The following is a 20,386-nucleotide window of genomic DNA, read 5'->3' as shown; positions in this document are numbered from 1 at the left end:
TCAAGCGAATTCATCTCATCGTTGCATGTGTTAAGAATTTCGCGCGCTATATGCGGCAAGCGCCCGCGCGCGCCCCTCGGCCAGATCCACAATTGGGCGGGTGGGATAGCCCATTTTGGGCTGCAAATTCCACGACCGCGGCGCGGCTTCGAAGAAATCAAGCGCGGTTTGCGGTGCAGGGTTTGATAGCTCAGCAATCCAGCGCGCCCGATACCGCCCGTGCTTGTCGAATTTTTCGCCCTGGGTTTCTGGGTTGAAGATGCGGAAATAAGGGGCCGCATCAGGGCCAGAGCCCGCAACCCATTGCCACCCCATTGCATTGGCGGCGGGATCCCAATCAATCAGGCAATCGGCGAACCAATCAAGCCCAATTTTCCAATGGCACATCATATGTTTGGTCAGATAGGACCCCACCAACATCCGCGCGCGATTGTGCATGCGCCCCGTCACATACAGCTCGCGCATCGCAGCATCGATCACTTGAATGCCTGTCCGTCCCTGTTTCCACGCCTGAACCTGCGGGGCATCAGGGTCGGTGGCCCATGGGAAACTGTCCCAGTCAGGGCGCCAATTCTCAGTCGCAATCTGGGGCGAATGATAGAGAAGATGATAGGCGAATTCGCGCCAAACTAATTCCTTCACAAAATGCTCGGCCCCCGCCGCACCATGGCGATGTGCCTCCCACCCCATATGCCAAATCTCGCGCGGGCTGATTTCGCCAAGCGAGAGATGCTCGGACAGGTTAGAACAGGCGTCTTGATCGAGAAAATCACGCTTGTCCTTATAGGCGGCCACCTTGTCACCGAGGAATTGCGCCAGACGGGTTTGGGCGGCCTCGGCCCCGATTTGCGCATAGCGCGCCAAAACGCCCGCGCCACGGCGCATCTGCGGCGCAAGGTTCAGATCCTCGGCCGATAGGCTGTCAAGCGCGTGATCGACCCCGCGCAAGGCGGGCACAGGCAAGGGGCGCGCCACATCACGCCCCATCACCGCGCGCCAATAGGGGGTATAGACGCGATAAAACCCGCCCTGCCCTGTTTGCACTTCCCATGGCTCGAACAGGAGATGGCCATTATGGCTCTGCGCGGCGATGCCTTGATCGCGCAACGCGGTCTTGATGGCACTGTCGCGCGCGCGAGCATGGGGGTCATAGAGCCTGTTCCAATGCACCGCCTTGGCCCCAGTCGTGGCCACAAGATCCGCCAAGACCGCATCAGCCGCCCCCTTGCGGATCACCAGATCAAGACCCTGCGCATGATAGGCGCGGGCCAAGGCGCGCAGCCCCATTTCATAGCGCCAACGGGGGGCCGCGCCCATCTGATCAATGCTGTCATCCAAAATCACAACGGGGATCACAGGCCCCATGGCGGCGGCGGCAACGAGCGCGGGATTATCGCTGAGGCGAAAATCACGGCGGATCCAATATAGGACAGGCGCGTCTGTCATGGCCCCTCTTTTTTATCTTTGGCCGTTGGCGCGATTGGCCTTGGCATTTCCTGTTTTGGGGCGGCGTCACAAGGCCCAACCCGATCATTTGGGTGCAAGCTAGTGCAGCATCTGGCGGGTCAAGGTATGGGGGGTAAAATCTCGGGTCACAAACTGCTTAATGCTTTGGCACTTGCCCGATCCCAAAGCGCGAATTTCGCGAATCCTCTTGCGTGATGGTTGGCTTCGCCCTAGCGTCCGTTGCGATTTTTCCCTTAACTCACAGGATCGGGATTGCTGCTTATGACCAAGAAAATGCTCTTTAGCACTGTTGCACTGATGGCGATGTCTGGTGTGGCCCTCGCCCAAGATAGCGAATTGACCGTGTTCGATTATTCGGGCTTTGAAGAACCTGGTTACCACCAACCCTATATCGACCAACATGGCGCAAGCCCCAGCTTCGTGTTCTTCGGGGATGAGGACGAAGCGTTTCAGCGTCTCGTCTCTGGGTTCAAATCTGATGTGACCCATATTTGCGCAGGCTCCGTGCCGCGGTGGCAAGAGTCGGGCATCATCGAACCATGGGATCAGAACCGCATCGCGGCCTTTGACAATCTCGATGCAAGCCTGGTGGGCCAAGATGTGCTTGCGGGCACGTCTGAATTGTTCTTCCTGCCCACCGATTACGGCACGACCGCGATCACCTATAACACCGAGGAAGTGACCGCCGAACAGGTGGCCTCCTTGCAGGTCTTCACTGATCCCGCCTTCGCAGGCCGCTTGTCGATCCCTGACAATGTGGATGACGCCTATGCGCTGGCCTATCTGGCGACAGGCGTGACCGATTGGACAAAAGCCACAGATGCCGAGTTCGAGGCTGCCACCGAATGGCTGCGTTCGATCCACGAAAACCTGCGCACCTATTGGACCGACCCCGCCGAATTGGGCCAGTTGATGGCATCGGGCGAGGTTCTGGTGGCTTGGGCATGGAACGAGGTGCCCGTAGCATTAGCCGATGAAGGCTTCCCCGTTGGGTTCGAGCGTAACACGGTCGAGGGCACATCCGTCTGGCTCTGCGGCTATGTGAATATGGCCGATGCACCAGGGTCCGAGGATAAGGCCTATGACTTCGTCAACGCGATGCAGTCCGAGGTGTCAGCACAGCCCCTGCTGGATGGCGGCTTTGGCACCGCCAATAGCGCGGCCCTTGCCGCCCTTGGCGCAGAAACGCTCGAGGCCAATGGCTTGGGCGAAGTGACCGTGCCCGTTCTGGCACAGCTGCCCATCAGCAACGACCGCCGCGAAGCACAGGCCGAGGCCTTTGTGCGGATCAAAGCAGGCTTCTGATTAAGGTCAGATGGTGGACATGAGACGAGCGCCCGAAAGGGCGCTCGTTTTTGTTTGGGGGGCACTCGGGCCAGCCCGTGAAGTCATCGACCGCATTAAAAATCAGTGTTTTGTATCTTTAGGTGACCGCATCATCCACAAGCCACGCACATCTTCGTGTAGTGGTCCTTCCCAACCTCTTCGATGAAACTTATGGCTGCTTCGGCCGCACGAATAGCTTCTTCAAGAGTAAGGTTCGGCAGAGTGCCAAGGCCGTCTATTGTGCCGTGTGACTCAATTTGCACGAGCCGCTCGAGGGCGCGAACGTCGAGCTTGTCTTTCACGGTATCGTGGTGGTCCATGAGCGCGCCTGCAAAACTCGACTGTCCGGGAGAACAGAAGGTTGCGAACATCTCTAAAAGCTTTCGAGTCGCATTGGGAAGCAAGAACACATAATCTGTCGTCCCTTTGCGAGCTGCATCCCGAACCAAACTGAAGAGGTAATGATACTCGCTATCATAGTTCACCAGCAACGTGTGCATAGTGGTCAGCGAGGTCACGCGCTCATCCCCATTGCCAGAATTCCGACAGTCGAGCGACAAGAGCGTGGTCACCTGTTTAGTGGCATCCCGCTTCTGAAGGGTTTTAAACTCGCGCTTCACCATGTTCATGAAGCTCGTGTTGTGGGTGAGAACGATCACCTGAGCGCACTTCTTGGTCATGCGGGTCATCAGACTATAGGCATGGGTTCGAGCGGCGGTATCGAGACTCGAAATCGGGTCATCAATGACCAGTACGAGATCTTCAACCTTGCGATCCTCGGCAGCAAGTTGTGTTAGGAAGTAGCAGAAGGAAACCGCTGTCCGCTCTCCTTCACTGAGCTCTGTTGCAGGTTTTCCGCTCGGGCGAAGGATTTTATAGCCGCCAGCTTCGGCGACTAGGCGAAGTTCTTTATGCCCTAGGTAGGCCCATATGAGCTCGTTCAATTTGTCCGCGCCAATACCGTTGTCCTGTAGATCGTTGAGAAGTTCTAGCTGACGTTCGGCAAGACGCTTTTCGTCTGTTTGGGCAGCCTTGAGCTCCTCTTCAGCGTCCCGCACTGCCTTCTGGAAGCGGCTCCAACCACCTTGGTTAGTCGCCAACACGTGTGCTTCGATTTTCGTGAAGGCATCCTCCTGCATTTCGGCAAAAGTCGTGAAGGCTTCGTTATGCCTCTTAACGACTTCAGTCAGAGTGGTCTCTACGGCTATATAATTCTGCACCCACTCCTCAATGTTGAAATCGGCGATGTCTCCAGTGATGGCGACTTCTTTAGTGGGGTTTGCCGCCCGCACGCCGAGCCCTTTGATAAGCTCCCCGACATGAAGGCCAAGCTGCTTAATAGCGGCTTCAAAAAGCACTCGGTTCTCTACAAAATCCTTCCGCTCTTCCGCGGTAACCTCTGCCTCCTTCGGAATAGACCTATAGAGGTCTCTAAGAGCTTGTTGATGTGCCTGCCCTTGCCTCACAGCGTCTTCTAGGACGCGCAAAGCCTCTGTCCACGATTTGTCGAACACACGCCGGAGCTGCGCTCGTCGCTCTTCAGAGAAAGCGTTACCACAAAGCAAGCAATCGCTCACACTGTGTTCGTCATGATAATGGAGCCCTTCTTCTACCCAACGAAGAGCATCAGAGTGAGCTTCGAACTCCTTCAAGGCGATGCTAGATACGCTCTGAGCAAGCAGAGCTTTGCCAGCCGTGAACCAATCAATTAGGCTAGCAGGAAGGCTTGGGAAGAACGAAAGCGTTGGCAATGGTTGCCGCTGAGCAAGCACTTCTTGGTTTTTTGTCAGCTCTTCTTCGGACAACTTCCTTCCCGCGCCGAAGGATACTTTGGAGTAATGCCCTTGAATTTTTCGAGCGTCGTAGGACTGTGTGTATATGCTTGATGAAGCGACTTCTCGGATGTTGCGAGCCACTCTAGTTTTGAAGTCCGATAAGTCTTTATCAGCTTTGGCCTTCGCCTTTTCTTTAGCCTTAGCCTCCTGTTTTGCGACTGCAAGTTTCGGCGTTACTTCATCAAACTCTTTTCGGGCATCGACTTTCTTTTCGCTAAGATATGCAATTCCCTTCGTGCTGCTCCTATCCCACTCAAAGTTTCTCGACACAAAATCCGTATTGAAGACTAGCAAGTTATTGCCAAACGGATTTGAAGTTGATTCTTGCGTAACCACAGTGCCGTCTGAGGTCTCTATGCTAAAAGTCGTTTCGGCAGGCAGCCGAACCTCTAGCCCCCCCCGCTCAATCGAAGAAAATAACCTTGAAAGAGTGGTCTTGCCTGAGCCGTTAAACCCATAGAGAAGGGTTCTTGGCGCAAAAGTAACTTCCGCAGAAGCGGAGAAATTCTTCCAAACGCCCGCATTTTTAATTTGCGACACCTTAGAAATGATGATCGAACGCTCTTGCATTGCAAAATCCTTAAACGTTTTTCATACACAAAATGTATGTTACTTTATATCCTCATTCCATCCCCCCTTCCCATCCGCCCCCACAGCGCCTATATTCCACCTGCTCCCTTCGGGGGGCTATGGACATAAACGCGCTCGTAATAAGCGGATCGGACCCGGGGGCGGTACCCGGCGGCTCCACCATACCCCGTCATTTGCGGATCATGGGGCCGAAATAGGATCGACGAACGTCTAAAGGGGTTAGCTTTGTCTCGGTGAGATACCACCGTTATCGGTTCAAATCGTACAGTTGCAAATGACAACCGTGCTCCGGCAATGGCTCTGGCTGCGTAAGCAGTTCGGGTCGCCGAAACTAAGCCCTTGCGCCTAGCCGCGTAAGGCGGGGTCCGCAGGCACCTGGCAACAGAAGCCTGCACTTCCCCCCCGATTTCCAATCAAGACGCGGAAAAGATTTTCTTGCAAATGCAAGGAAAAGTGATCCAATCCCCCGTCCCCACCGAATAAGAGGAAAGACAGGGCTTGGAAGGGTCAGATGGGCATCGTTGATATTCTAAATTTCGCGGCGGGCGCGATCACCATCGCCCTTGGCGCGCTTGGGTGGTTGGCCACGCGTTGGACGATGGATGTGCTTGATATGCGCGCAGGCCCCACCAATATGGCCTATACCGAAGTCTCTGCCGCCTCGGGCTGTTTGTTTGTGGGCCTTGGTCTGGGCGCGATCTTGATCAATGACCCGCTGGCATGGGTTGTGGTGGGATTGGCCTATGCGGGGGCGGCGCTTGGTCGGATCACCTCGATCCTGCGCGACAAGGCGTGGTCGCGTCAAAGCCTGACCTTTTTTGGCTGCGAAGCGGGATTGGCCGCGTGGTTGATCCTCGCAAATAGCTGAGGCGCGGGCCAAAACCGCGCTTTCTTTCCGTTCCGAATCTTCTATGCTTGGGGCTGCAGATGCAGCAAAGGCAATGATGATGAGTTCGAGTTCCAACGCCTCTATCCCCTATGGTCGCTTGATGCATCACGCGATGCGCAAGCTGATCCAGACTGTGCTAGAGGATGTTGCGGATAACGGCCTGCCCGGGAACCATCATTTCTTCATCACCTTCGCCACGGGCCATCCTGATGTGGAAATGGCCGATTGGCTGCGCGAGCGCTATGACGCAGAAATGACCATTGTGATCCAACATTGGTATGACGCGCTTGAGGTGGATGAGGACGGGTTTTCCATCGTTCTGAATTTTGGCGACAACCCTGAGGCGCTGCGCGTGCCTTTTGACGCGATTGTCACCTTTGTTGATCCTTCGGTTGAATTTGGTCTGCGGTTTGAATCGGTGGAAGCCGAAGATGACACCCCTGATCCAGACACCCCCGCCGAGGATGACCCCGTCACAGACCCCGACCCCGCCCCGAAAGGGGCCAAAGCGCAGGGCGAAGTGGTATCTCTGGATCGGTTCAGAAAAAATACCTGAAATTTGTGGGCATCCCGCATATTCGACATAAATAAATTACAATAACCCTGCATCGGATGCGGTATGAACAAAGATCTGCGCCTATTCCTCTCTCAGATTGTGTCAAAACCTCATCAGGTTGTGGCATTGGCCCCCTCATCGGCGGCGCTGTGCCAAGAGATGGTTGCAGGTCTTGATCCCAATAAAGGCCCCGTGATCGAATTGGGCCCAGGCACGGGCAATATCACCCGCGCCATTTTGGGCCGTGGCATTGCCCCGCAGATGCTGCATTCGGTTGAGATGAACCCCAACTTTTGCACCCATCTGCGCGAGAGTTTTGCAGCGGTGAATGTCCATCACATGAGCGCCTGTGATCTCGACAAGTTGGGGTTAAACAATGTGCAGGCCGTGATCTCGGGTCTGCCGCTCCTGTCGATGCCCATCGGGGTGCAGCGCGATATTCTCAAAGGCAGTTTCAACAGCCTCGCGCCCGAGGGCAGCTTTGTGCAATTCACCTATGGGCCAAACCCTTCGGTGAATGCCGATCTGCGCAAAGAGATGGCCCTGTCATGGACACGCAGCGATAAGATTTGGCGCAACCTGCCCCCTGCCCGCGTCTATCGCTTTACGAGGCCGATGCACTTAATTCCCCGTTGCGATTAAGCGGCGCAGGCCCTATTTGGTATGCAACAGCATACTGGAGGATCTTTGATGACCCAAACCCGCACCGAATCCGATAGTTTTGGCCCGTTGGAGGTTCCTGCCGACCGCTATTGGGGCGCGCAGACACAGCGCAGCCTGATGAACTTCCCCATTGGGTGGGAGAAACAGCCCGTTGCCATCGTGCGTGCCCTTGGGGTGATCAAACGCGCCTGTGCCGAGGCGAATAAGGCAAGCGGCAAGCTGCCCGCGGACTTGGCCGATGCCATGATCACCGCCGCGCAAGAGGTGATCGATGGCAAGCTTGATGATCATTTCCCCCTTGTGGTGTGGCAAACAGGCTCTGGCACGCAATCCAACATGAACGCGAATGAGGTGATCTCGAACCGCGCGATTGAGATTTTGGGCGGTGTGATTGGGTCGAAAACTCCCGTTCACCCCAATGACCATTGCAATATGGGGCAATCGTCTAACGACACCTTCCCCACCGCCATGCATATCGCCGCCGCAATGACCGCGCGCGATGTATTGCTGCCTGGCCTCGACAAACTGGCCACCGCCCTTGAGGCGAAGGCCAAGGAGTTCAAAGACATTATCAAGATTGGGCGCACCCATACCCAAGATGCGACCCCGCTGACCTTGGGGCAAGAATTCTCGGGCTATGCGCAGCAAATCCGCAATGGGATTGCCCGTATCGAAATGGCCCTGCCGGGCATTTACGAGTTGGCGCAGGGCGGCACAGCGGTTGGCACTGGCCTGAACACCGATAAAGGCTGGGACACCACCGTTGCGGCCAATATGGCGCGGATCACGGGCCTGCCCTTCATCACCGCGCCCAATAAATTCGAAGCCTTGGCCGCGCATGACGCGATGGTCTTTATGTCGGGCGCGATTAAAACAACGGCGATGGCCGCCTATAAGATCGCCAATGATATGCGCTTCTTGGGCTCTGGCCCGCGGTCTGGCCTTGGGGAATTGATCCTGCCCGAAAATGAACCAGGCAGCTCGATCATGCCCGGCAAAGTGAACCCAACACAGGCCGAGGCGATGACACAGGTCTGCGCCCATATCTTGGGCAATGATGCCGCGATTTCCTTTGCGGGCAGCCAAGGCCATTTTGAATTGAACGTCTATAACCCGATGATGGCCTATAACCTGCTGCAATCCATGCAGCTGTTGGGGGATGCTGCCGATAGCTTTACCGAGCGTATGCTGAAAGACACACAGGCCAATGTCGAGCGGATCGAAAAACTGATGCGCGAAAGCCTGATGTTGGTCACCGCGCTTGCGCCCACAATCGGTTATGACAATGCCACCAAGGTTGCGAAAACTGCGCATAAGAATGGCACCACCTTGCGCGAAGAGGCCATTAATCTGGGCTTTGTCGATGGGGAAACCTTTGACCGCGTGGTCCGCCCCGAAGATATGATTGGCCCCAAAGGCTAATCACTGCTGCATTTTCATCACGGATGATGGGGTGCCTCTTGCAGGCACCCCATTTTTCTTGCCAAATCACTGATGAAACCGCCAGATAGCCACCTTGCAAAGAGTGACGAGTATGAGCCAGATCATCAATCTACGCCGCGCGCGCAAGGAAAAACAACGCATGAAGAACCGCGAACAGGCATCTGAAAATGCTGTAAAATTTGGCCAATCAAAGGCTGAGAAATTACTCGCCGCCACGCGCGAGGCGCGTCTACGCGAAGTGTTGGATCAGCATAAACTGACCCCCGATTCAGAATATGATGCAGAATGACTGACCGCCCCAAAAAGCGTTCCCTCACCTTGCGCGGGCATCGCAGCTCCGTCTCATTGGAGGATCCGTTTTGGGAGGAATTCTGCGCCATTGCCGCTGCGCGCGGGCAGTCGGTGAATGCCCTAGCCGCAGAAATAGACGAGGCCCGTGGATTATCCTCGGGCCTTGCCACGGCGATTAGATTATTTGTCCTGAAGGAACTGCGCGCTCAAAGAGACGCGCGGTAAATCTTATCAATATTCGCCCCAAGTGCCGCGTTAAATTCGGCATCGGATTGCGCCACATTTAAGCCTTCGGTCAGGGCACGGCTAAAGCTTGCTATCATTTTTGGGTTTTGCGACAGGCGCGCACAAGCGTCATCTGTGCTATAGCCCCCCGACAGGGCCACCACCCGCAAGACACGGGGGTGATCGGCCAAACCATCATAAAGCCCTGCTTCATTTGGAATGGTCAGCTTGAGCATCACCTCCTGGCCAACGGCCAGTTGATCCAAATGGCGGGCAATGGCATCGCGCAATAGGGTTTCCGCCTCGGATTTTGTATCTGCGTGAATATTCACTTCTGGCTCAATAATCGGCACCAACCCTGCTGCGCAGACCTCTGCCGCAAGATCGAATTGTTGCGCCACGACCGCCTCGATGCCACCAGCATTGGCGGCATGGATGACCGAGCGTTCCTTGGTGCCAAAGACGCCAAAGGCGCGCGCATCTGACAAAAGTGCCGTTAAGCCCGAAATCGGTTTAAGAAGCTGCACATCATCGCGTGTCTCTTCCAAGCCTTTGTCGATTTTCAAAAACGGCACTACGCCCTTATCGCGCCACAGAAGTTCTGACACAGGCGTGCCGTTGATCGTGTCGCGCATGGTGCGCTCGAACAGGATCGCGCCTAGGATTTTCTCGGCGGTGAAATCGCGCGCCATAATGATCCGTGCGCGCATCTGATGCATCAGCGCAAACATTTCCGCCTCGCTGCTATAAGCATCTTCCGTGATGCCATAAAGCGCCAGCGCCTTTGGGGTGGAGCCGCCCGATTGATCCAAAGCGGCGATAAAGCCTGCATCCGTCATGATGCGCGTGCGCATGTCTTGGAACATATCAAACATCGTAAAACCGCCTTTTTCTAGCTGCGCCTTTTGGCTGCATACGCCAATAAAACAAGGCTGCATAGGGGCATGGGCGATGTTATCGCTACCGTTAGCGCTGCGTGATATTTAGCCAAATCCCATTGGCGGCGCGCAAGGTGAGATGGGCCACAGGGCGCGGAGGGGCGCGCCCTTCGATCAAGTCGAACCGATAGGCGCGGGCCAGCATAGCCAAGAGCACAACCCCCTCGACCATTGCAAAGCCCGCGCCTGTGCAGATGCGCGGCCCCGCTGAAAACGGCAAATACGGCCCCCGCCTGCGCCCTTTTTCCCATCGGGTGGGGTCAAACTCATCAGGATTGTCCCACAGCCGTGTATGGCGGTGGATATGAAAGGGCGAGATGACCAATTGCGCCCCGCGTTTGATCACGCGATCTCGAAACCGCTCGGGGCGCGTGGCTTCGCGCACCATCATGGGCACGGGCGGATAAAGGCGCAATGTTTCGCGAAACACATCGCGCGTGACGGGCAACTGAGACAGCACCGCAAAATCACATCCCCCCTCTAGGGCGCGCGCCTCATGGGCGATACGGGTCTGCCACTCAGGGTAAAGTGCTAAAAGGTATATGGCCCATGCCAACGCACTGGCCGATGTTTCATGACCCGCCAGAAAGAAAATCGCGACCTGATCCACCATTTCATCAGGCGAGAAGCCCTGCCCCGTTTGCGGGTCATGCATCGTCAAAATCTTGGTTGCCAGATCATCTGGGGCCTGCCCTGCGGCAATCTCAGCCACGCGCTTTTCTGTCATCCGCGCGATCAAGGTGCGGATATCGCGCGCGGCCCGTTTGGTGGATTTTGCAAAGCCACGTGGCATAAATCGCGGCATAAATCGCGGAAATGGCAAAAATGCCGCCAAATTCACCAAGGGCTGCGTTCTTTGATAGGCGCGAAACCCGTGAAACACGGATTGGGCCGTTTGATCCTCAATCGGAACTGAAAACAAGGTGCGAAAGATCACATCAGCCGCAGCGTGGCTGGTCTGCGCCTCAATCTCGACCTCGCCTTGCGGCAGCCGTGCCACCGCAGCCTCGGCAGCGGCCCAGATTGCGGGGAATGTGGCCCGCAGGCGCCCCCCCTCGAAGGCAGGGTCTATGATACGGCGCTGCCGCTTCCATGTCTCACCATTGGTCAGGAATACTGAATTCCCCAAAAGCGGGCGCAGGCCTTCGGAAATGCGATCAGATTTTGGAAAATCATCGGGACGTTCTTTCAAGACCAAATCAACCAAATCGGGTTGGTTCAGCAGGTAAGAGCGGAAAAACGGGGTGCGAAATTCCGCCATCCATGCGTGGTAAAGGCGCGCGGGCTGCGCAGACAGGATATCGCGGCGAAATAGCCGCAGATATTGGAGGAGGCCCACCCGATCCGCGCGGGCGGGCGGCTTGGGGGGGAGAGGCGCGTTCATGTTACACCCCGATGCGGCGACACGGCCCGCGTGATCCGCGAGGGCGATGGCGTGCGCCCACTATAGCGGGCAGCCAAACTTTGCCCGCCTGCGGTAAGCGCGAAATAATCATAATCCCCGCCCCCATCAAACGCGTTGAGATATTGAAAATGCGTCTCGAACAGCCGCCACCGCAGCGCCGCCCATGTGGCGGGTGTCAGGGTTTGAGAAAAGGCGGCAGAAATGACAAGCGGCCAAGATTGGTTGTCAGGGGCCACGCCAGACACAGCCACAGGATCACAGAGCGCAAAGCAGCACCCATCGGCAGGCGCGCTGATATCGACCCATGTCAGGGCCTGATCGGTGCTTAGCGCCGCCAGATCGCCGCGCAAGCGCGTTGCGCGTGGCAAAAAGCTGACCATCGGCACGACATGGCCCAAGGTCAACAGCGATAGCGCGGAATGCGCCCCTCCTGCGCGGCGCAAATCCGCCATTAAGGACACTGCCAAATACGCGCCCGAGCTGTGACCGATCAGCAAAACCTCGTCATAGTCAGCAAGACAGGCGGCGGCGAGTTTGGCCTGAAACGCCGCCAAGCGCGCCTCAAGCGCGGGCGGGTAAGCCCCATCTTCCCGCGCGGCATAGGCATAATCATCAATCAGGTAATGCGCAAAAATCGGGTCTTTTCGGGCGGCCAGTGACAATGCGGCATAACCTGCCACGCCTCCAACAAGCGCGCCAATGGGGCCAAATTGTGCCCCTGCTCCCACCAGTAGCGCAGCAACCAATAATTCAGTCAGCAGCACCAAGACAGGGTAAGAGATCGCAATCACGGGCCCCTTGCGCAGCGAGAATAAGGGCGCAATCGCCCCAGCCCGAATATAGGTCATCGCCGCACGGGTGAGATTAACAAAACTGCGCCAAACACCGCCCCCACGCATTTCTGCGCGCACCAAATCAGACCATGCCAGAACCTCAATTCGTGTTTCGCATTCCTGCCCCTCGATCACCGCATCCACGCGCCATGCGTGGCTGCCATCCGCGCTGATTTGGATCACATGGCCTGAGAGACGGGCCTGTTTCGCGGCCTCGCGGCGATACCGTTCGCGCAAGGCGCGTGGCGGCGCAGGGTCAAACCCTGGCACAAAGAACACCGCCCTACGGCGCACGATATGACCCACCCTATCCATGCGGCCAGACTATCGCCGAAAGAGTGAAAATTGCTATATGAAAAAGAAACCTTTAACCAAGCGAACCAAGGGCTGGGAAATTCTCTAAAAGCCAGAAAGAAAAGGCGGAAAACGCACCCGTCAAAAGGGCAAGCCCCACGACAATCAAAAGCGCGCCCATCAGCCGCTCGATCAGCTTCATATGGCGCTTGAGCCGCGCCATGACCCCCATCGCACGCTCAAGAAACAGCGCGCTTAGCAGAAACGGAATCCCCAAGCCTGCGGCATATACCCCAAGTAAGATTGTGCCGCGCGCAAGGCTGGCCTCATTCGCGGCCAAGGTCAGGATCACGCCAAGCTGCGGGCCGATGCACGGCGTCCAGCCAAAGGCAAAAGCCAAGCCCAAAACATAGGCCCCAAGTGCAGACCCGCCCCGATCACCCGCATCAAGCCGTGCTTCGCGATCCAACATCGGGATACGGAAAACCCCTAAAAAATGAAGGCCAAACACGATGATAACCGCGCCTGAGATACGGGACAAAAGAATTTGGTTTTGCAGAAAAAACTTGCCGAAAATCGAGGCGGTAAAGCCCAAAAATAAAAACACGGTCGAAAGGCCCAGAACAAAAAACAAGGCCGCAACGACCGCACGATTGCGTCCCCGCCCCTTAGCCTCGTCTAGGCTGATCCCGCCCATATAGGCCAGATAAGGTGGAACAATGGGCAACACACAAGGGCTGAGAAAACTCAGCACCCCTGCGGTTAACGCCACTAAGACCGCGGGCAAAAGCGATGCGCCATATAAATCGATTCCGAACATGAGTTTGGCTTTAGGGTATTTTTGCCCCTGCGTCACCCATGGCCTGTCTGCGCGGGAGATCACATTCTTGTGGACGGCAGGCAGGCCCGCAGGCTAAGCCACACCCCATGCAAGACCAACCCCCATATGAGATTGAAATTGATGCGCGCGATTTGCGCTGCCCTCTGCCTGTTTTGCGTCTGCAAAAGGCGATACGGGCGGCGCAGATCGGCGCGGTGGTCAAGCTCTGTGCCACCGATGCGATGGCCCAGATTGATGTGCCGCATTTTTGTGCCGAGGCGGGCCACGCCCTCATCTCATCTCACCAAGAGAATGGCACCTATACGTTTTTTGTGGAAAAACGCGGTTAAGTGAAAACCGTAAACGCGCGGGGATCCCAACTGACGCGGGCGCGCGCGCCGACCTCGAGAACGGGGCGGCCTACAACATTACGCATAGAAATCCGCACAGGGCGCGCTGCCCCGTCAAGGCGCAAATCATAATAGGTCATATCGCCATAATAGACGACCTCATCCACCACACCTTGGGCGGTTCGCGCGGATTTGGGATCATCGTCAAAGAGGATCGACAAGGTTTCAGGGCGCAGCCCAATAGAAACGGCCCCCGCAGCGCCTGATCCAACCACTTGCTCGGGGGCGATCTCCGCGCGGCCAAGCCCCGCGATATCTACAGACAAACCGCCCGAGTGTTCCAAACTGCCCTCAAGGAAATTCATCATCCCGATGAATTCCCCCACCCTACGGCTGACAGGGCGGCGATACAGGCGCTCGGGGTCATCCAATTGCGCGATCTCGCCCTCGAACATCACCGCGATGCGATCAGACATGACCAAAGCCTCTTCTTGGTCATGGGTCACAAGGATAAAGGTAATCCCCACTTCGCGTTGCAGTTTGATCAATTCAACCTGCATCACCTCGCGCATTTTTTTGTCTAAGGCCGAAAGCGGTTCATCAAGAAGCAAAACCTTCGGCTTTAGGATCAGGGCACGGGCCAAGGCGACACGCTGCCTTTGCCCGCCCGAAAGCGCATGTGCCGCGCGCGCGCCATAGCCCCCAAGGCCCACCATTTCCAAGGCCTGCCCTACGGCGCGTGTCTTATCCACTGTAGACATCCCCGATTTTCGCAAACCAAAGGCCACGTTTTGCTCGACATTCAAATGCGGGAAAATCGCATAGGATTGAAACACCATATTGGTGGGGCGATGGTTTGGCGCCACCCCCTCCATATTCTTGCCGCCAAGCATGATCGCGCCTGAGGAGATCTCCTCAAAGCCCGCAATCGCGCGCAAAAGCGTGGTCTTGCCACAGCCTGATGGCCCGAGCAGCGAAAAGAATTCACCCTGCCCGATTTCGGCCGTGATGCCCCGCAGCGCATGATAATCGCCGTAATATTTGTGGACATTCTCTAGACGGATGATTGGCTCTTGCTTGGTCATAAAAACCCTCCAACATCGCGCTTGCCTGCACGGCGCAGGCCACGGCGGCGGAAATATTCGGCAGTGATCAACAGAATAATCGACAACGACACCAACAATGTGCCAAGCGCCATGATCACAGGAACCCGCGCAGGAAAGCGCAGCAAACCCCAGATATAAACGGGCAAGGTTGGCTCATTCCCAGACAGGAAGAAGGCGATAATAAATTCGTCCAGACTGATCGTGAAGCAGATCAAAAGGGACGCAATGATCCCAGGTGCGACAAGCGGCAAAGTGACAAGGCGAAACGTGCTGAGCGGTGTTTCGCCCAAATCCACAGCCGCCTCTTCCAGGCTTTTGTCCATATTGGCAAAGCTGCCTTGCAGGATCGCAATTGAAAACGGGGTGCAGATCAAAACATGGCCCGCAATCACCGACCAAATCCCCGTGGACAGCCCCGCTTGGATCAACACGACCAATAAGGACACCGCCACGATGATTTCGGGCAGGACCAAGGGCAACATGACAAAGCCCACAATTCCCCCTTTGGCAGGAAAATTATACCGCGTGGCCGCGCGTGCCGCGAACAGGCCAAAACAGGTCGACAAGACCGCAACCGAAACCGCGATAAAGACGGAATTGTGCGTGGCTTCAACCAAGGCTTGGGTGGTGAAAACCTCGATGAACCAGCCAAAGGTAAAGCCCTGCAACGGGAAGGCGATGACGGTGCCCGAATTGAAGGCAAATAAAGGCAAAAGCACAATCGGTGCGTATAAAAACACCAAATAAAGGATCACATAGATCTTAAGGCTTTGCCCCTTCATTTCGACTTGCCCCCGCGTGTCCACCGCAATGTGCCAAGGATCATCACAAGCGAGACAAACCCCACCATCAACATTGCCAGAACCGATAAGGTCGCCCCCATCGGCGCGTTATTGAGGCGCATGAATTGTGTTTGGATCATATTGGCAATCATCGTGCCATCCGACCCGCCCACAAGACGCGGGGTGACGTAATCGCCGATTGTCGGAATAAACACGATCAAAACCGCCGCCAAAACACCCGGCATCGCAAGGGGCAATGTGACGCGCAAAAACACCATTACGCGATTTTCTCCCAAATCGCGCCCCGCCTCATGCAAGGATCTATCTATTTTCTCAAGACTGACGAAAATCGGCAAAATCGCAAATGGGGCGTAAGCATGCGCCAACGTAATAACCACGGAATTGGCCGAGTAGAGGATCCAGGCCAAAGGCTCGTCTATCACACCAAGGCCCACCAATGTGCCGTTTACGGGCCCATCATAGGCCAAGATCACCCGCCACAAAAACACGCGGATCAGGTAGCTTGTCCAAAACGGGATTGTGATCAAAAACAACCACAAGGATTTGCGTTCTGGGGCCACATAGAAAGACACGAAATAGGCCACGGGAAAGGCCAATACGACCGTGATAGCCGTCACCGACAACGATATACGCAAAGAGCGCGACAGCAATTCCATATATAGCGGGTCTGTGAAGGCCTCGCGGTAATTCGACAAAGTAAAGCTGCGATCAATCGTCATGAAATCCTGCGTCCAGAAGGAAAACAAAACAATCGCGGCCAAAGGCGCCGCCAGCAGCAAAACCGCGTAAATGAATGGGGGCGCGATCAGAACCATTCCTTTGGTCTCATCGCGGCGCAGGAACCTTCCCAGATCAAAGGATCGGGCCATTTATATCCCCCAAATTCGCCCCTAATCAGGGGTGCATAGCATTCGACCTTTAGAAGAAATCAATCTTTGCGCAAGGGATTCGATGCGTGAAGGCGCAAGATCGGGCGCTTGCGCGAATATTCTGCACAGTCGTGCCGCACCATTGCCTACGCCTTGGCCCTTGCACCAACGCAGGCAAGCCTGTAGCCCCTTTTTCACCAACACTGACAGGCCCATCATAATATCTATGCCCCAATCTGCACGCGCCTCCCTTGATAAGGTCAAAACCTATCTGATCAATTTGGATCGCGCGCCTGCGCGCTTGGCCAAACTTGACGCGCGGCTTCGGGCGATTGGCCTGCCCTATCAGCGGATCGCGGCGGTGGATGGCAAAATGCTGCAGTTTCCGCATCCTGATTTCAGCGATTTGGCCTATCGCCTGCTGCATGGCCGCAGACGCGCGCCCGCTGAGGTTGGGTGTTACCTCAGCCATATCGAGGCCTTGCGCGAATTTCTAAACAGTGACGCGGATCACGCGTTGATCTTAGAGGATGACATTACATTCGAGCCTGATTTTACGCAGGTGATGCAGGCCGCGATCGCGCGCGCGGGCGAATGGGATATTCTGCGCCTTTCAACTGTGAATACGGGCCGCGCCATTCCCTATAGCGGGCTTACAGGGCGCTATCGTCTGGCCGTGGCCCTGACCCGAGAAAAAGGTGCGGGGGCCTATATGGTCAATCGGCGCGCGGCCAAATGGTTGGTGCGGCAAATGCCCATGCGGTTGGCCTATGACATTATGTTTGACCTCGAATATCTTGCAGGCCTGCGGGCGGTTTTCGTCAAACCCCTGCCTTGCGCGCAAATTACGGGCGAGGTGACGCAAATCCAAAACCAAGGGCCGGATTTCAAACTGCCCAAATGGCGCTATTTGACGGTTTTGCCCTATCGCGCATGGCTGGAAGTCTCTCGCTTGATCATACGGCTATTTCAACTATTCCGTGCATGGGGCACTGGCCTTCTGCGATAAGATGATCGCAGCAAAATCAAAGCTTTGATTCAAAATCTTTGCATCAAATATTTTTTACGCGAGAGTCTAAACTCAACCTTAAGCTGTTCGTTATCATCTGTAACTGAATATAGATGACGGATGCCTTCATGACCCTACAGCGCGCCACACCACATCAGCATGATATTGATGGCGAAGAAGCCCGCCTTTCTGCCATCGTAGATCAGGCTCTCCTGTCCATGGTGAATGACACCCAAGCGGTCATTCATTTCAAAATTGACGGCACTATCATTACGGCTAATCACAACTTCCTTTCCACACTCGGCTATCGATTAGATGAGGTGGTGGGGAAACATCACGCCCTTTTTGTGGATCCTGACTATGCCCGCAGCGCGGCCTATGCGAAATTTTGGGATGATCTGAAGAGCGGCAAAATATTCACGGATCAATTTCCACGCCGCACCAAGACAGGTCAAACCATCTGGATCCAAGCCACCTATGCGCCCGTGAAGGATGAGAACGGCAACCTGACCCGTGTTGTCAAAGTCGCAACCGATATCACCGAACGCGTCACAGCAATCGAGGAAATCGCAGAGGCGCTATTTGCCTTGCGCGACGGCGATTTAACCGCGCGGGTCGCCCTCAGCCAACTGCCTGATCTGGCAAAGGTGGCTGTGGCCTATAATGAGGCCGCAACGCAATTGGGTAATCTGATGCGCAATGCAACCGATGTCAGCCGCGAGGTGAAGGAGGTGGGTCAAGCCATCAACAGCGCCGCAGATGCATTGGCAAATCGCGCCACCGAACAGGCCGCGCAGATCGAACAAACGGCTGCTGCGGTTGAGGAACTCACCACCTCGACAAAGGCCAATGTCGACACCGCGCGGCGGGTTTTATCAGGGGCCAATTCCACCCGTGACCGCACCCGCGAGAGCGAGGCAGTGGTGGCTAATGCCGTTGCCGCCATGCATAAAATCAAGGAAAGCTCTGATCGTATTGCGCAAATCATTTCCGTGATTGACGGGATCGCGGCACAGACCAATCTGCTGTCTCTGAATGCCGCGATTGAGGCCGCACGCGCGGGCGCAGCAGGGCGCGGGTTCTCGGTCGTGGCCTCGGAGGTGCGGCAATTGGCACAACGCAGCGCCGATAGCGCGCGCGAAATCAGCACCCTCATCGAAGAAAGCCGCCGCCATGTCACAGGCGGGGTTGATTTGGTCGATAAAACAGGCAGCGAACTGCGCCGCATCTTCGAAGATATTGGCCAAGTCGCCCATGAGGTCGATGGAATCGTGGCGGGTGTCAGCGAACAAAGCATCGCCCTTGCTGATATTAATAGCGCCATTTTCAATATGGAACGCGCGACCCAAGAAAATGCCACGATGGCCGAAGAATTGGTCAAAGACAGCGGCGCCATGACCCAAGCCGCAACGGGCCTGACGGGGGAATTGCAGTTCTTCAAGCTTGGGGGGGCGACACAGGGCTATGATCGCGCCTATCCAGCACAGAGCGGGCCGATGCCATCACAACAGGACTATGCGCGCGCCATATAAATTGAGCGCGCACAAAATGGGGACGCGTCAAAGGGACAAAGAAAAAGGCCACCCAAACGGGTGGCCTTTTTGTAATCTTGAAAAGCGTTGATCCAGATTAACGCTTGGAGAACTGGAAGCTGCGGCGTGCTTTGCGCTTACCGAACTTCTTACGTTCCACAACGCGGCTGTCGCGGGTCAGGAAGCCTGCCGCCTTCAGCGCGCCGCGCAAGGAGGGATCATAAAGCTGCAGCGCCTTAGAGATGCCGTGCTTTACCGCGCCTGCCTGACCTGACAAGCCACCGCCTTTGACGGTTGCCATCACATCAAACTGATCTTCCACACCAGCCACAGAGAAAGGCTGACGCAGGATCATCTGCAACACAGGGCGGGCAAAATAGGTTTTGATCTCTTTGCCGTTCACGGTGACCTTGCCAGAGCCTGGCTTGATCCAGACGCGGGCAACCGCATCTTTCCGCTTACCCGTTGCATAAGAGCGGCCAAGCGCATCGCGCACAGGCTCGCGGGGGGAGGCATCCACGGAAATGGATGTCGCACCTGCGGCGGGGGCAGAGCCCTCAGCCACGGCGCCTTTCAGCTCATCGAGCGAAGAGAGTGTCTCGGCCATGGTTTAGCTCCGCGTGTTCTTTTTGTTCATGGATTTTACATCCAGAACTGTGGGGTTTTGTGCCTCATGCGGGTGCGCTGCACCTGCATAGACGCGCAGATTGGTCATCTGGCGGCGCGACAGCGGGCCACCAGGAAGCATGCGCTTGACCGCCTGCATCACAACGCGCTCAGGATGCGCACCTTCGAGGATCTGGCCTGTGGTGCGGCTCTTGATCCCGCCGGGATAGCCTGTGTGCCAATAGTTTGGCTTGTTGCGCTTGTTGCCCGTCACCTGCACCTTTTCAGCGTTGATGACGATGACATTGTCGCCCATATCCATATGGGGCGTGAAGGACGGCTTGTGCTTGCCGCGCAGCCGCATGGCGATGATCGAGGCAAGACGACCGAGAACAACGCCCTCAGCGTCAATCACGATCCATGACTTGTCGATATCCGCAGGAGTTGCGGTAAAGGTTTTCATGTATACGTTCCTTGGTCTTAGATTTTGACCGAAAAAAGAGGCCGCCTGTGCGACCCCCGTTAAAGATGGCAG

At 56.0% G+C, this 20,386-nt stretch carries 21 protein-coding genes and 1 other RNA gene; 11 read left to right on the top strand and 11 right to left on the bottom strand.

What is annotated here, in order from left to right; genetic code table 11:
• Nucleotides 1-30 precede the first annotated feature (30 nt).
• Nucleotides 31-1,446, bottom strand: coding sequence for a deoxyribodipyrimidine photo-lyase (locus tag I3V23_01975; GenBank protein QPI85790.1), 1,416 nt, complete (start codon nt 1,444-1,446; stop codon nt 31-33).
• A gap of 282 nt (nt 1,447-1,728) precedes the next feature.
• On the opposite strand from I3V23_01975, the gene I3V23_01970 reads away from it, so the two are divergent.
• A complete protein-coding gene (locus tag I3V23_01970; protein QPI85789.1) occupies nt 1,729-2,772 on the top strand; it encodes an extracellular solute-binding protein in 1,044 nt (347 codons plus the stop codon).
• Nucleotides 2,773-2,903: 131 nt separating this feature from the next.
• Here I3V23_01970 and I3V23_01965 read toward each other — a convergent pair whose 3' ends face one another.
• Nucleotides 2,904-5,198: an AAA family ATPase gene (locus tag I3V23_01965; GenBank protein ID QPI85788.1), complete on the bottom strand. Its 2,295-nt coding sequence runs from the start codon at nt 5,196-5,198 to the stop codon at nt 2,904-2,906.
• A 63-nt stretch (nt 5,199-5,261) separates the two neighbouring features.
• Here I3V23_01965 and ssrA point away from each other — a divergent pair.
• The 7 genes from ssrA to I3V23_01930 all read left to right on the top strand — a co-directional run bounded on the left by ssrA (nt 5,262) and on the right by I3V23_01930 (nt 9,286).
• Nucleotides 5,262-5,615, top strand: a transfer-messenger RNA (tmRNA) gene (ssrA, locus tag I3V23_01960).
• Nucleotides 5,616-5,736: 121 nt separating this feature from the next.
• The gene (locus I3V23_01955) at nt 5,737-6,087 is read left to right on the top strand and encodes a DUF4345 family protein (protein ID QPI86639.1); all 351 of its coding nucleotides are present in this window, start codon (nt 5,737-5,739) and stop codon (nt 6,085-6,087) included.
• Between the two features lie 79 nt (nt 6,088-6,166).
• The gene (locus I3V23_01950; protein ID QPI85787.1) at nt 6,167-6,664 is read left to right on the top strand and encodes a hypothetical protein; all 498 of its coding nucleotides are present in this window, start codon (nt 6,167-6,169) and stop codon (nt 6,662-6,664) included.
• Between the two features lie 63 nt (nt 6,665-6,727).
• Nucleotides 6,728-7,306 (top strand): methyltransferase type 12, encoded by a 579-nt coding sequence (locus tag I3V23_01945; GenBank protein ID QPI85786.1) that lies wholly within the window; start codon nt 6,728-6,730, stop codon nt 7,304-7,306.
• Nucleotides 7,307-7,354: 48 nt separating this feature from the next.
• Nucleotides 7,355-8,749 carry a class II fumarate hydratase gene (gene fumC, locus I3V23_01940; GenBank protein QPI85785.1) on the top strand — a complete coding sequence of 465 codons (1,395 nt, stop codon included), beginning with the start codon at nt 7,355-7,357 and terminating at the stop codon, nt 8,747-8,749.
• 112 nt (nt 8,750-8,861) lie between these two features.
• Complete coding sequence (locus tag I3V23_01935) at nt 8,862-9,059, top strand: DUF4169 family protein (protein QPI85784.1); 198 nt, start codon at nt 8,862-8,864, stop codon at nt 9,057-9,059.
• Nucleotides 9,056-9,286 carry a ribbon-helix-helix domain-containing protein gene (locus tag I3V23_01930; protein QPI85783.1) on the top strand — a complete coding sequence of 77 codons (231 nt, stop codon included), beginning with the start codon at nt 9,056-9,058 and terminating at the stop codon, nt 9,284-9,286. The genes I3V23_01935 and I3V23_01930 overlap by 4 nt, the downstream gene beginning before the upstream one ends.
• Here I3V23_01930 and I3V23_01925 read toward each other — a convergent pair.
• The 4 genes from I3V23_01925 to I3V23_01910 form a co-directional block, all read right to left on the bottom strand.
• On the bottom strand, nt 9,268-10,152 hold the full coding sequence (locus tag I3V23_01925; protein ID QPI86638.1) for a fructose bisphosphate aldolase: 885 nt from the start codon (nt 10,150-10,152) through the stop codon (nt 9,268-9,270). The genes I3V23_01930 and I3V23_01925 overlap by 19 nt on opposite strands.
• Nucleotides 10,153-10,252: 100 nt before the next feature.
• Nucleotides 10,253-11,608 carry a cytochrome P450 gene (locus I3V23_01920; GenBank protein ID QPI85782.1) on the bottom strand — a complete coding sequence of 452 codons (1,356 nt, stop codon included), beginning with the start codon at nt 11,606-11,608 and terminating at the stop codon, nt 10,253-10,255.
• On the bottom strand, nt 11,605-12,777 hold the full coding sequence (locus tag I3V23_01915) for a hypothetical protein (protein ID QPI85781.1): 1,173 nt from the start codon (nt 12,775-12,777) through the stop codon (nt 11,605-11,607). Before I3V23_01915 ends, I3V23_01920 begins: the two co-directional genes overlap by 4 nt.
• A gap of 52 nt (nt 12,778-12,829) precedes the next feature.
• A complete protein-coding gene (locus tag I3V23_01910; protein QPI85780.1) occupies nt 12,830-13,576 on the bottom strand; it encodes a cytochrome c biogenesis protein CcdA in 747 nt (248 codons plus the stop codon).
• 107 nt (nt 13,577-13,683) lie between these two features.
• Here I3V23_01910 and I3V23_01905 point away from each other — a divergent pair, with 107 nt between their 5' ends.
• Entirely contained in the window at nt 13,684-13,926 is a 243-nt protein-coding gene (locus tag I3V23_01905; protein ID QPI85779.1) for a sulfurtransferase TusA family protein, read from the top strand.
• Here I3V23_01905 and I3V23_01900 read toward each other — a convergent pair.
• From I3V23_01900 to I3V23_01890, 3 genes are read right to left on the bottom strand one after another with little or no spacing between them, the layout of a single operon-like run.
• Nucleotides 13,923-15,011 carry an ABC transporter ATP-binding protein gene (locus I3V23_01900; GenBank protein QPI85778.1) on the bottom strand — a complete coding sequence of 363 codons (1,089 nt, stop codon included), beginning with the start codon at nt 15,009-15,011 and terminating at the stop codon, nt 13,923-13,925. The genes I3V23_01905 and I3V23_01900 overlap by 4 nt on opposite strands.
• Nucleotides 15,008-15,814 carry an ABC transporter permease gene (locus I3V23_01895; GenBank protein ID QPI85777.1) on the bottom strand — a complete coding sequence of 269 codons (807 nt, stop codon included), beginning with the start codon at nt 15,812-15,814 and terminating at the stop codon, nt 15,008-15,010. Before I3V23_01895 ends, I3V23_01900 begins: the two co-directional genes overlap by 4 nt.
• Nucleotides 15,811-16,704, bottom strand: a complete 894-nt coding sequence (locus I3V23_01890) for an ABC transporter permease (GenBank protein QPI85776.1) — start codon at nt 16,702-16,704, stop codon at nt 15,811-15,813. The genes I3V23_01895 and I3V23_01890 overlap by 4 nt, the downstream gene beginning before the upstream one ends.
• 226 nt (nt 16,705-16,930) lie before the next feature.
• On the opposite strand from I3V23_01890, the gene I3V23_01885 reads away from it, so the two are divergent.
• Both I3V23_01885 and I3V23_01880 read left to right on the top strand, forming a co-directional pair.
• Nucleotides 16,931-17,713 (top strand): glycosyltransferase family 25 protein, encoded by a 783-nt coding sequence (locus tag I3V23_01885; protein ID QPI85775.1) that lies wholly within the window; start codon nt 16,931-16,933, stop codon nt 17,711-17,713.
• Nucleotides 17,714-17,826: 113 nt separating this feature from the next.
• The gene (locus tag I3V23_01880; protein ID QPI85774.1) at nt 17,827-19,245 is read left to right on the top strand and encodes a methyl-accepting chemotaxis protein; all 1,419 of its coding nucleotides are present in this window, start codon (nt 17,827-17,829) and stop codon (nt 19,243-19,245) included.
• A 97-nt stretch (nt 19,246-19,342) separates the two neighbouring features.
• Here the strand turns inward: I3V23_01880 and rpsI are convergent, their stop codons facing one another.
• Complete coding sequence (rpsI, locus tag I3V23_01875; protein QPI85773.1) at nt 19,343-19,852, bottom strand: 30S ribosomal protein S9; 510 nt, start codon at nt 19,850-19,852, stop codon at nt 19,343-19,345.
• 3 nt (nt 19,853-19,855) lie between these two features.
• The gene (gene rplM / locus I3V23_01870) at nt 19,856-20,314 is read right to left on the bottom strand and encodes a 50S ribosomal protein L13 (protein QPI85772.1); all 459 of its coding nucleotides are present in this window, start codon (nt 20,312-20,314) and stop codon (nt 19,856-19,858) included.
• Nucleotides 20,315-20,386 lie beyond the last annotated feature (72 nt).

The organism is Rhodobacterales bacterium HKCCA1288, from assembly GCA_015693905.1.
Taxonomy (GTDB): Bacteria; Pseudomonadota; Alphaproteobacteria; order Rhodobacterales; family Rhodobacteraceae; genus M30B80.
Note: the sequence above shows the minus strand (reverse complement) of the source record. Positions and strands in the feature narration are given on the sequence as shown.

What these genes read in the sequence shown, in the direction of transcription:
- I3V23_01915 (QPI85781.1), bottom strand. Translation starts at nt 12,777, where the DNA reads ATGGATAGGGTGGGTCATATCGTGCGCCGTAGGGCGGTGTTCTTTGTG.
- I3V23_01925 (QPI86638.1), bottom strand. Translation starts at nt 10,152, where the DNA reads ATGTTCCAAGACATGCGCACGCGCATCATGACGGATGCAGGCTTTATC.
- I3V23_01890 (QPI85776.1), bottom strand. Translation starts at nt 16,704, where the DNA reads ATGGCCCGATCCTTTGATCTGGGAAGGTTCCTGCGCCGCGATGAGACC.
- I3V23_01905 (QPI85779.1), top strand. Translation starts at nt 13,684, where the DNA reads ATGCAAGACCAACCCCCATATGAGATTGAAATTGATGCGCGCGATTTG.
- I3V23_01910 (QPI85780.1), bottom strand. Translation starts at nt 13,576, where the DNA reads ATGTTCGGAATCGATTTATATGGCGCATCGCTTTTGCCCGCGGTCTTA.
- I3V23_01970 (QPI85789.1), top strand. Translation starts at nt 1,729, where the DNA reads ATGACCAAGAAAATGCTCTTTAGCACTGTTGCACTGATGGCGATGTCT.
- I3V23_01880 (QPI85774.1), top strand. Translation starts at nt 17,827, where the DNA reads ATGACGGATGCCTTCATGACCCTACAGCGCGCCACACCACATCAGCAT.
- I3V23_01945 (QPI85786.1), top strand. Translation starts at nt 6,728, where the DNA reads ATGAACAAAGATCTGCGCCTATTCCTCTCTCAGATTGTGTCAAAACCT.
- I3V23_01950 (QPI85787.1), top strand. Translation starts at nt 6,167, where the DNA reads ATGAGTTCGAGTTCCAACGCCTCTATCCCCTATGGTCGCTTGATGCAT.
- I3V23_01895 (QPI85777.1), bottom strand. Translation starts at nt 15,814, where the DNA reads ATGAAGGGGCAAAGCCTTAAGATCTATGTGATCCTTTATTTGGTGTTT.
- I3V23_01885 (QPI85775.1), top strand. Translation starts at nt 16,931, where the DNA reads ATGCCCCAATCTGCACGCGCCTCCCTTGATAAGGTCAAAACCTATCTG.
- I3V23_01965 (QPI85788.1), bottom strand. Translation starts at nt 5,198, where the DNA reads ATGCAAGAGCGTTCGATCATCATTTCTAAGGTGTCGCAAATTAAAAAT.
- rplM (QPI85772.1), bottom strand. Translation starts at nt 20,314, where the DNA reads ATGAAAACCTTTACCGCAACTCCTGCGGATATCGACAAGTCATGGATC.
- I3V23_01920 (QPI85782.1), bottom strand. Translation starts at nt 11,608, where the DNA reads ATGAACGCGCCTCTCCCCCCCAAGCCGCCCGCCCGCGCGGATCGGGTG.
- I3V23_01975 (QPI85790.1), bottom strand. Translation starts at nt 1,446, where the DNA reads ATGACAGACGCGCCTGTCCTATATTGGATCCGCCGTGATTTTCGCCTC.
- fumC (QPI85785.1), top strand. Translation starts at nt 7,355, where the DNA reads ATGACCCAAACCCGCACCGAATCCGATAGTTTTGGCCCGTTGGAGGTT.
- I3V23_01930 (QPI85783.1), top strand. Translation starts at nt 9,056, where the DNA reads ATGACTGACCGCCCCAAAAAGCGTTCCCTCACCTTGCGCGGGCATCGC.
- I3V23_01900 (QPI85778.1), bottom strand. Translation starts at nt 15,011, where the DNA reads ATGACCAAGCAAGAGCCAATCATCCGTCTAGAGAATGTCCACAAATAT.
- I3V23_01935 (QPI85784.1), top strand. Translation starts at nt 8,862, where the DNA reads ATGAGCCAGATCATCAATCTACGCCGCGCGCGCAAGGAAAAACAACGC.
- rpsI (QPI85773.1), bottom strand. Translation starts at nt 19,852, where the DNA reads ATGGCCGAGACACTCTCTTCGCTCGATGAGCTGAAAGGCGCCGTGGCT.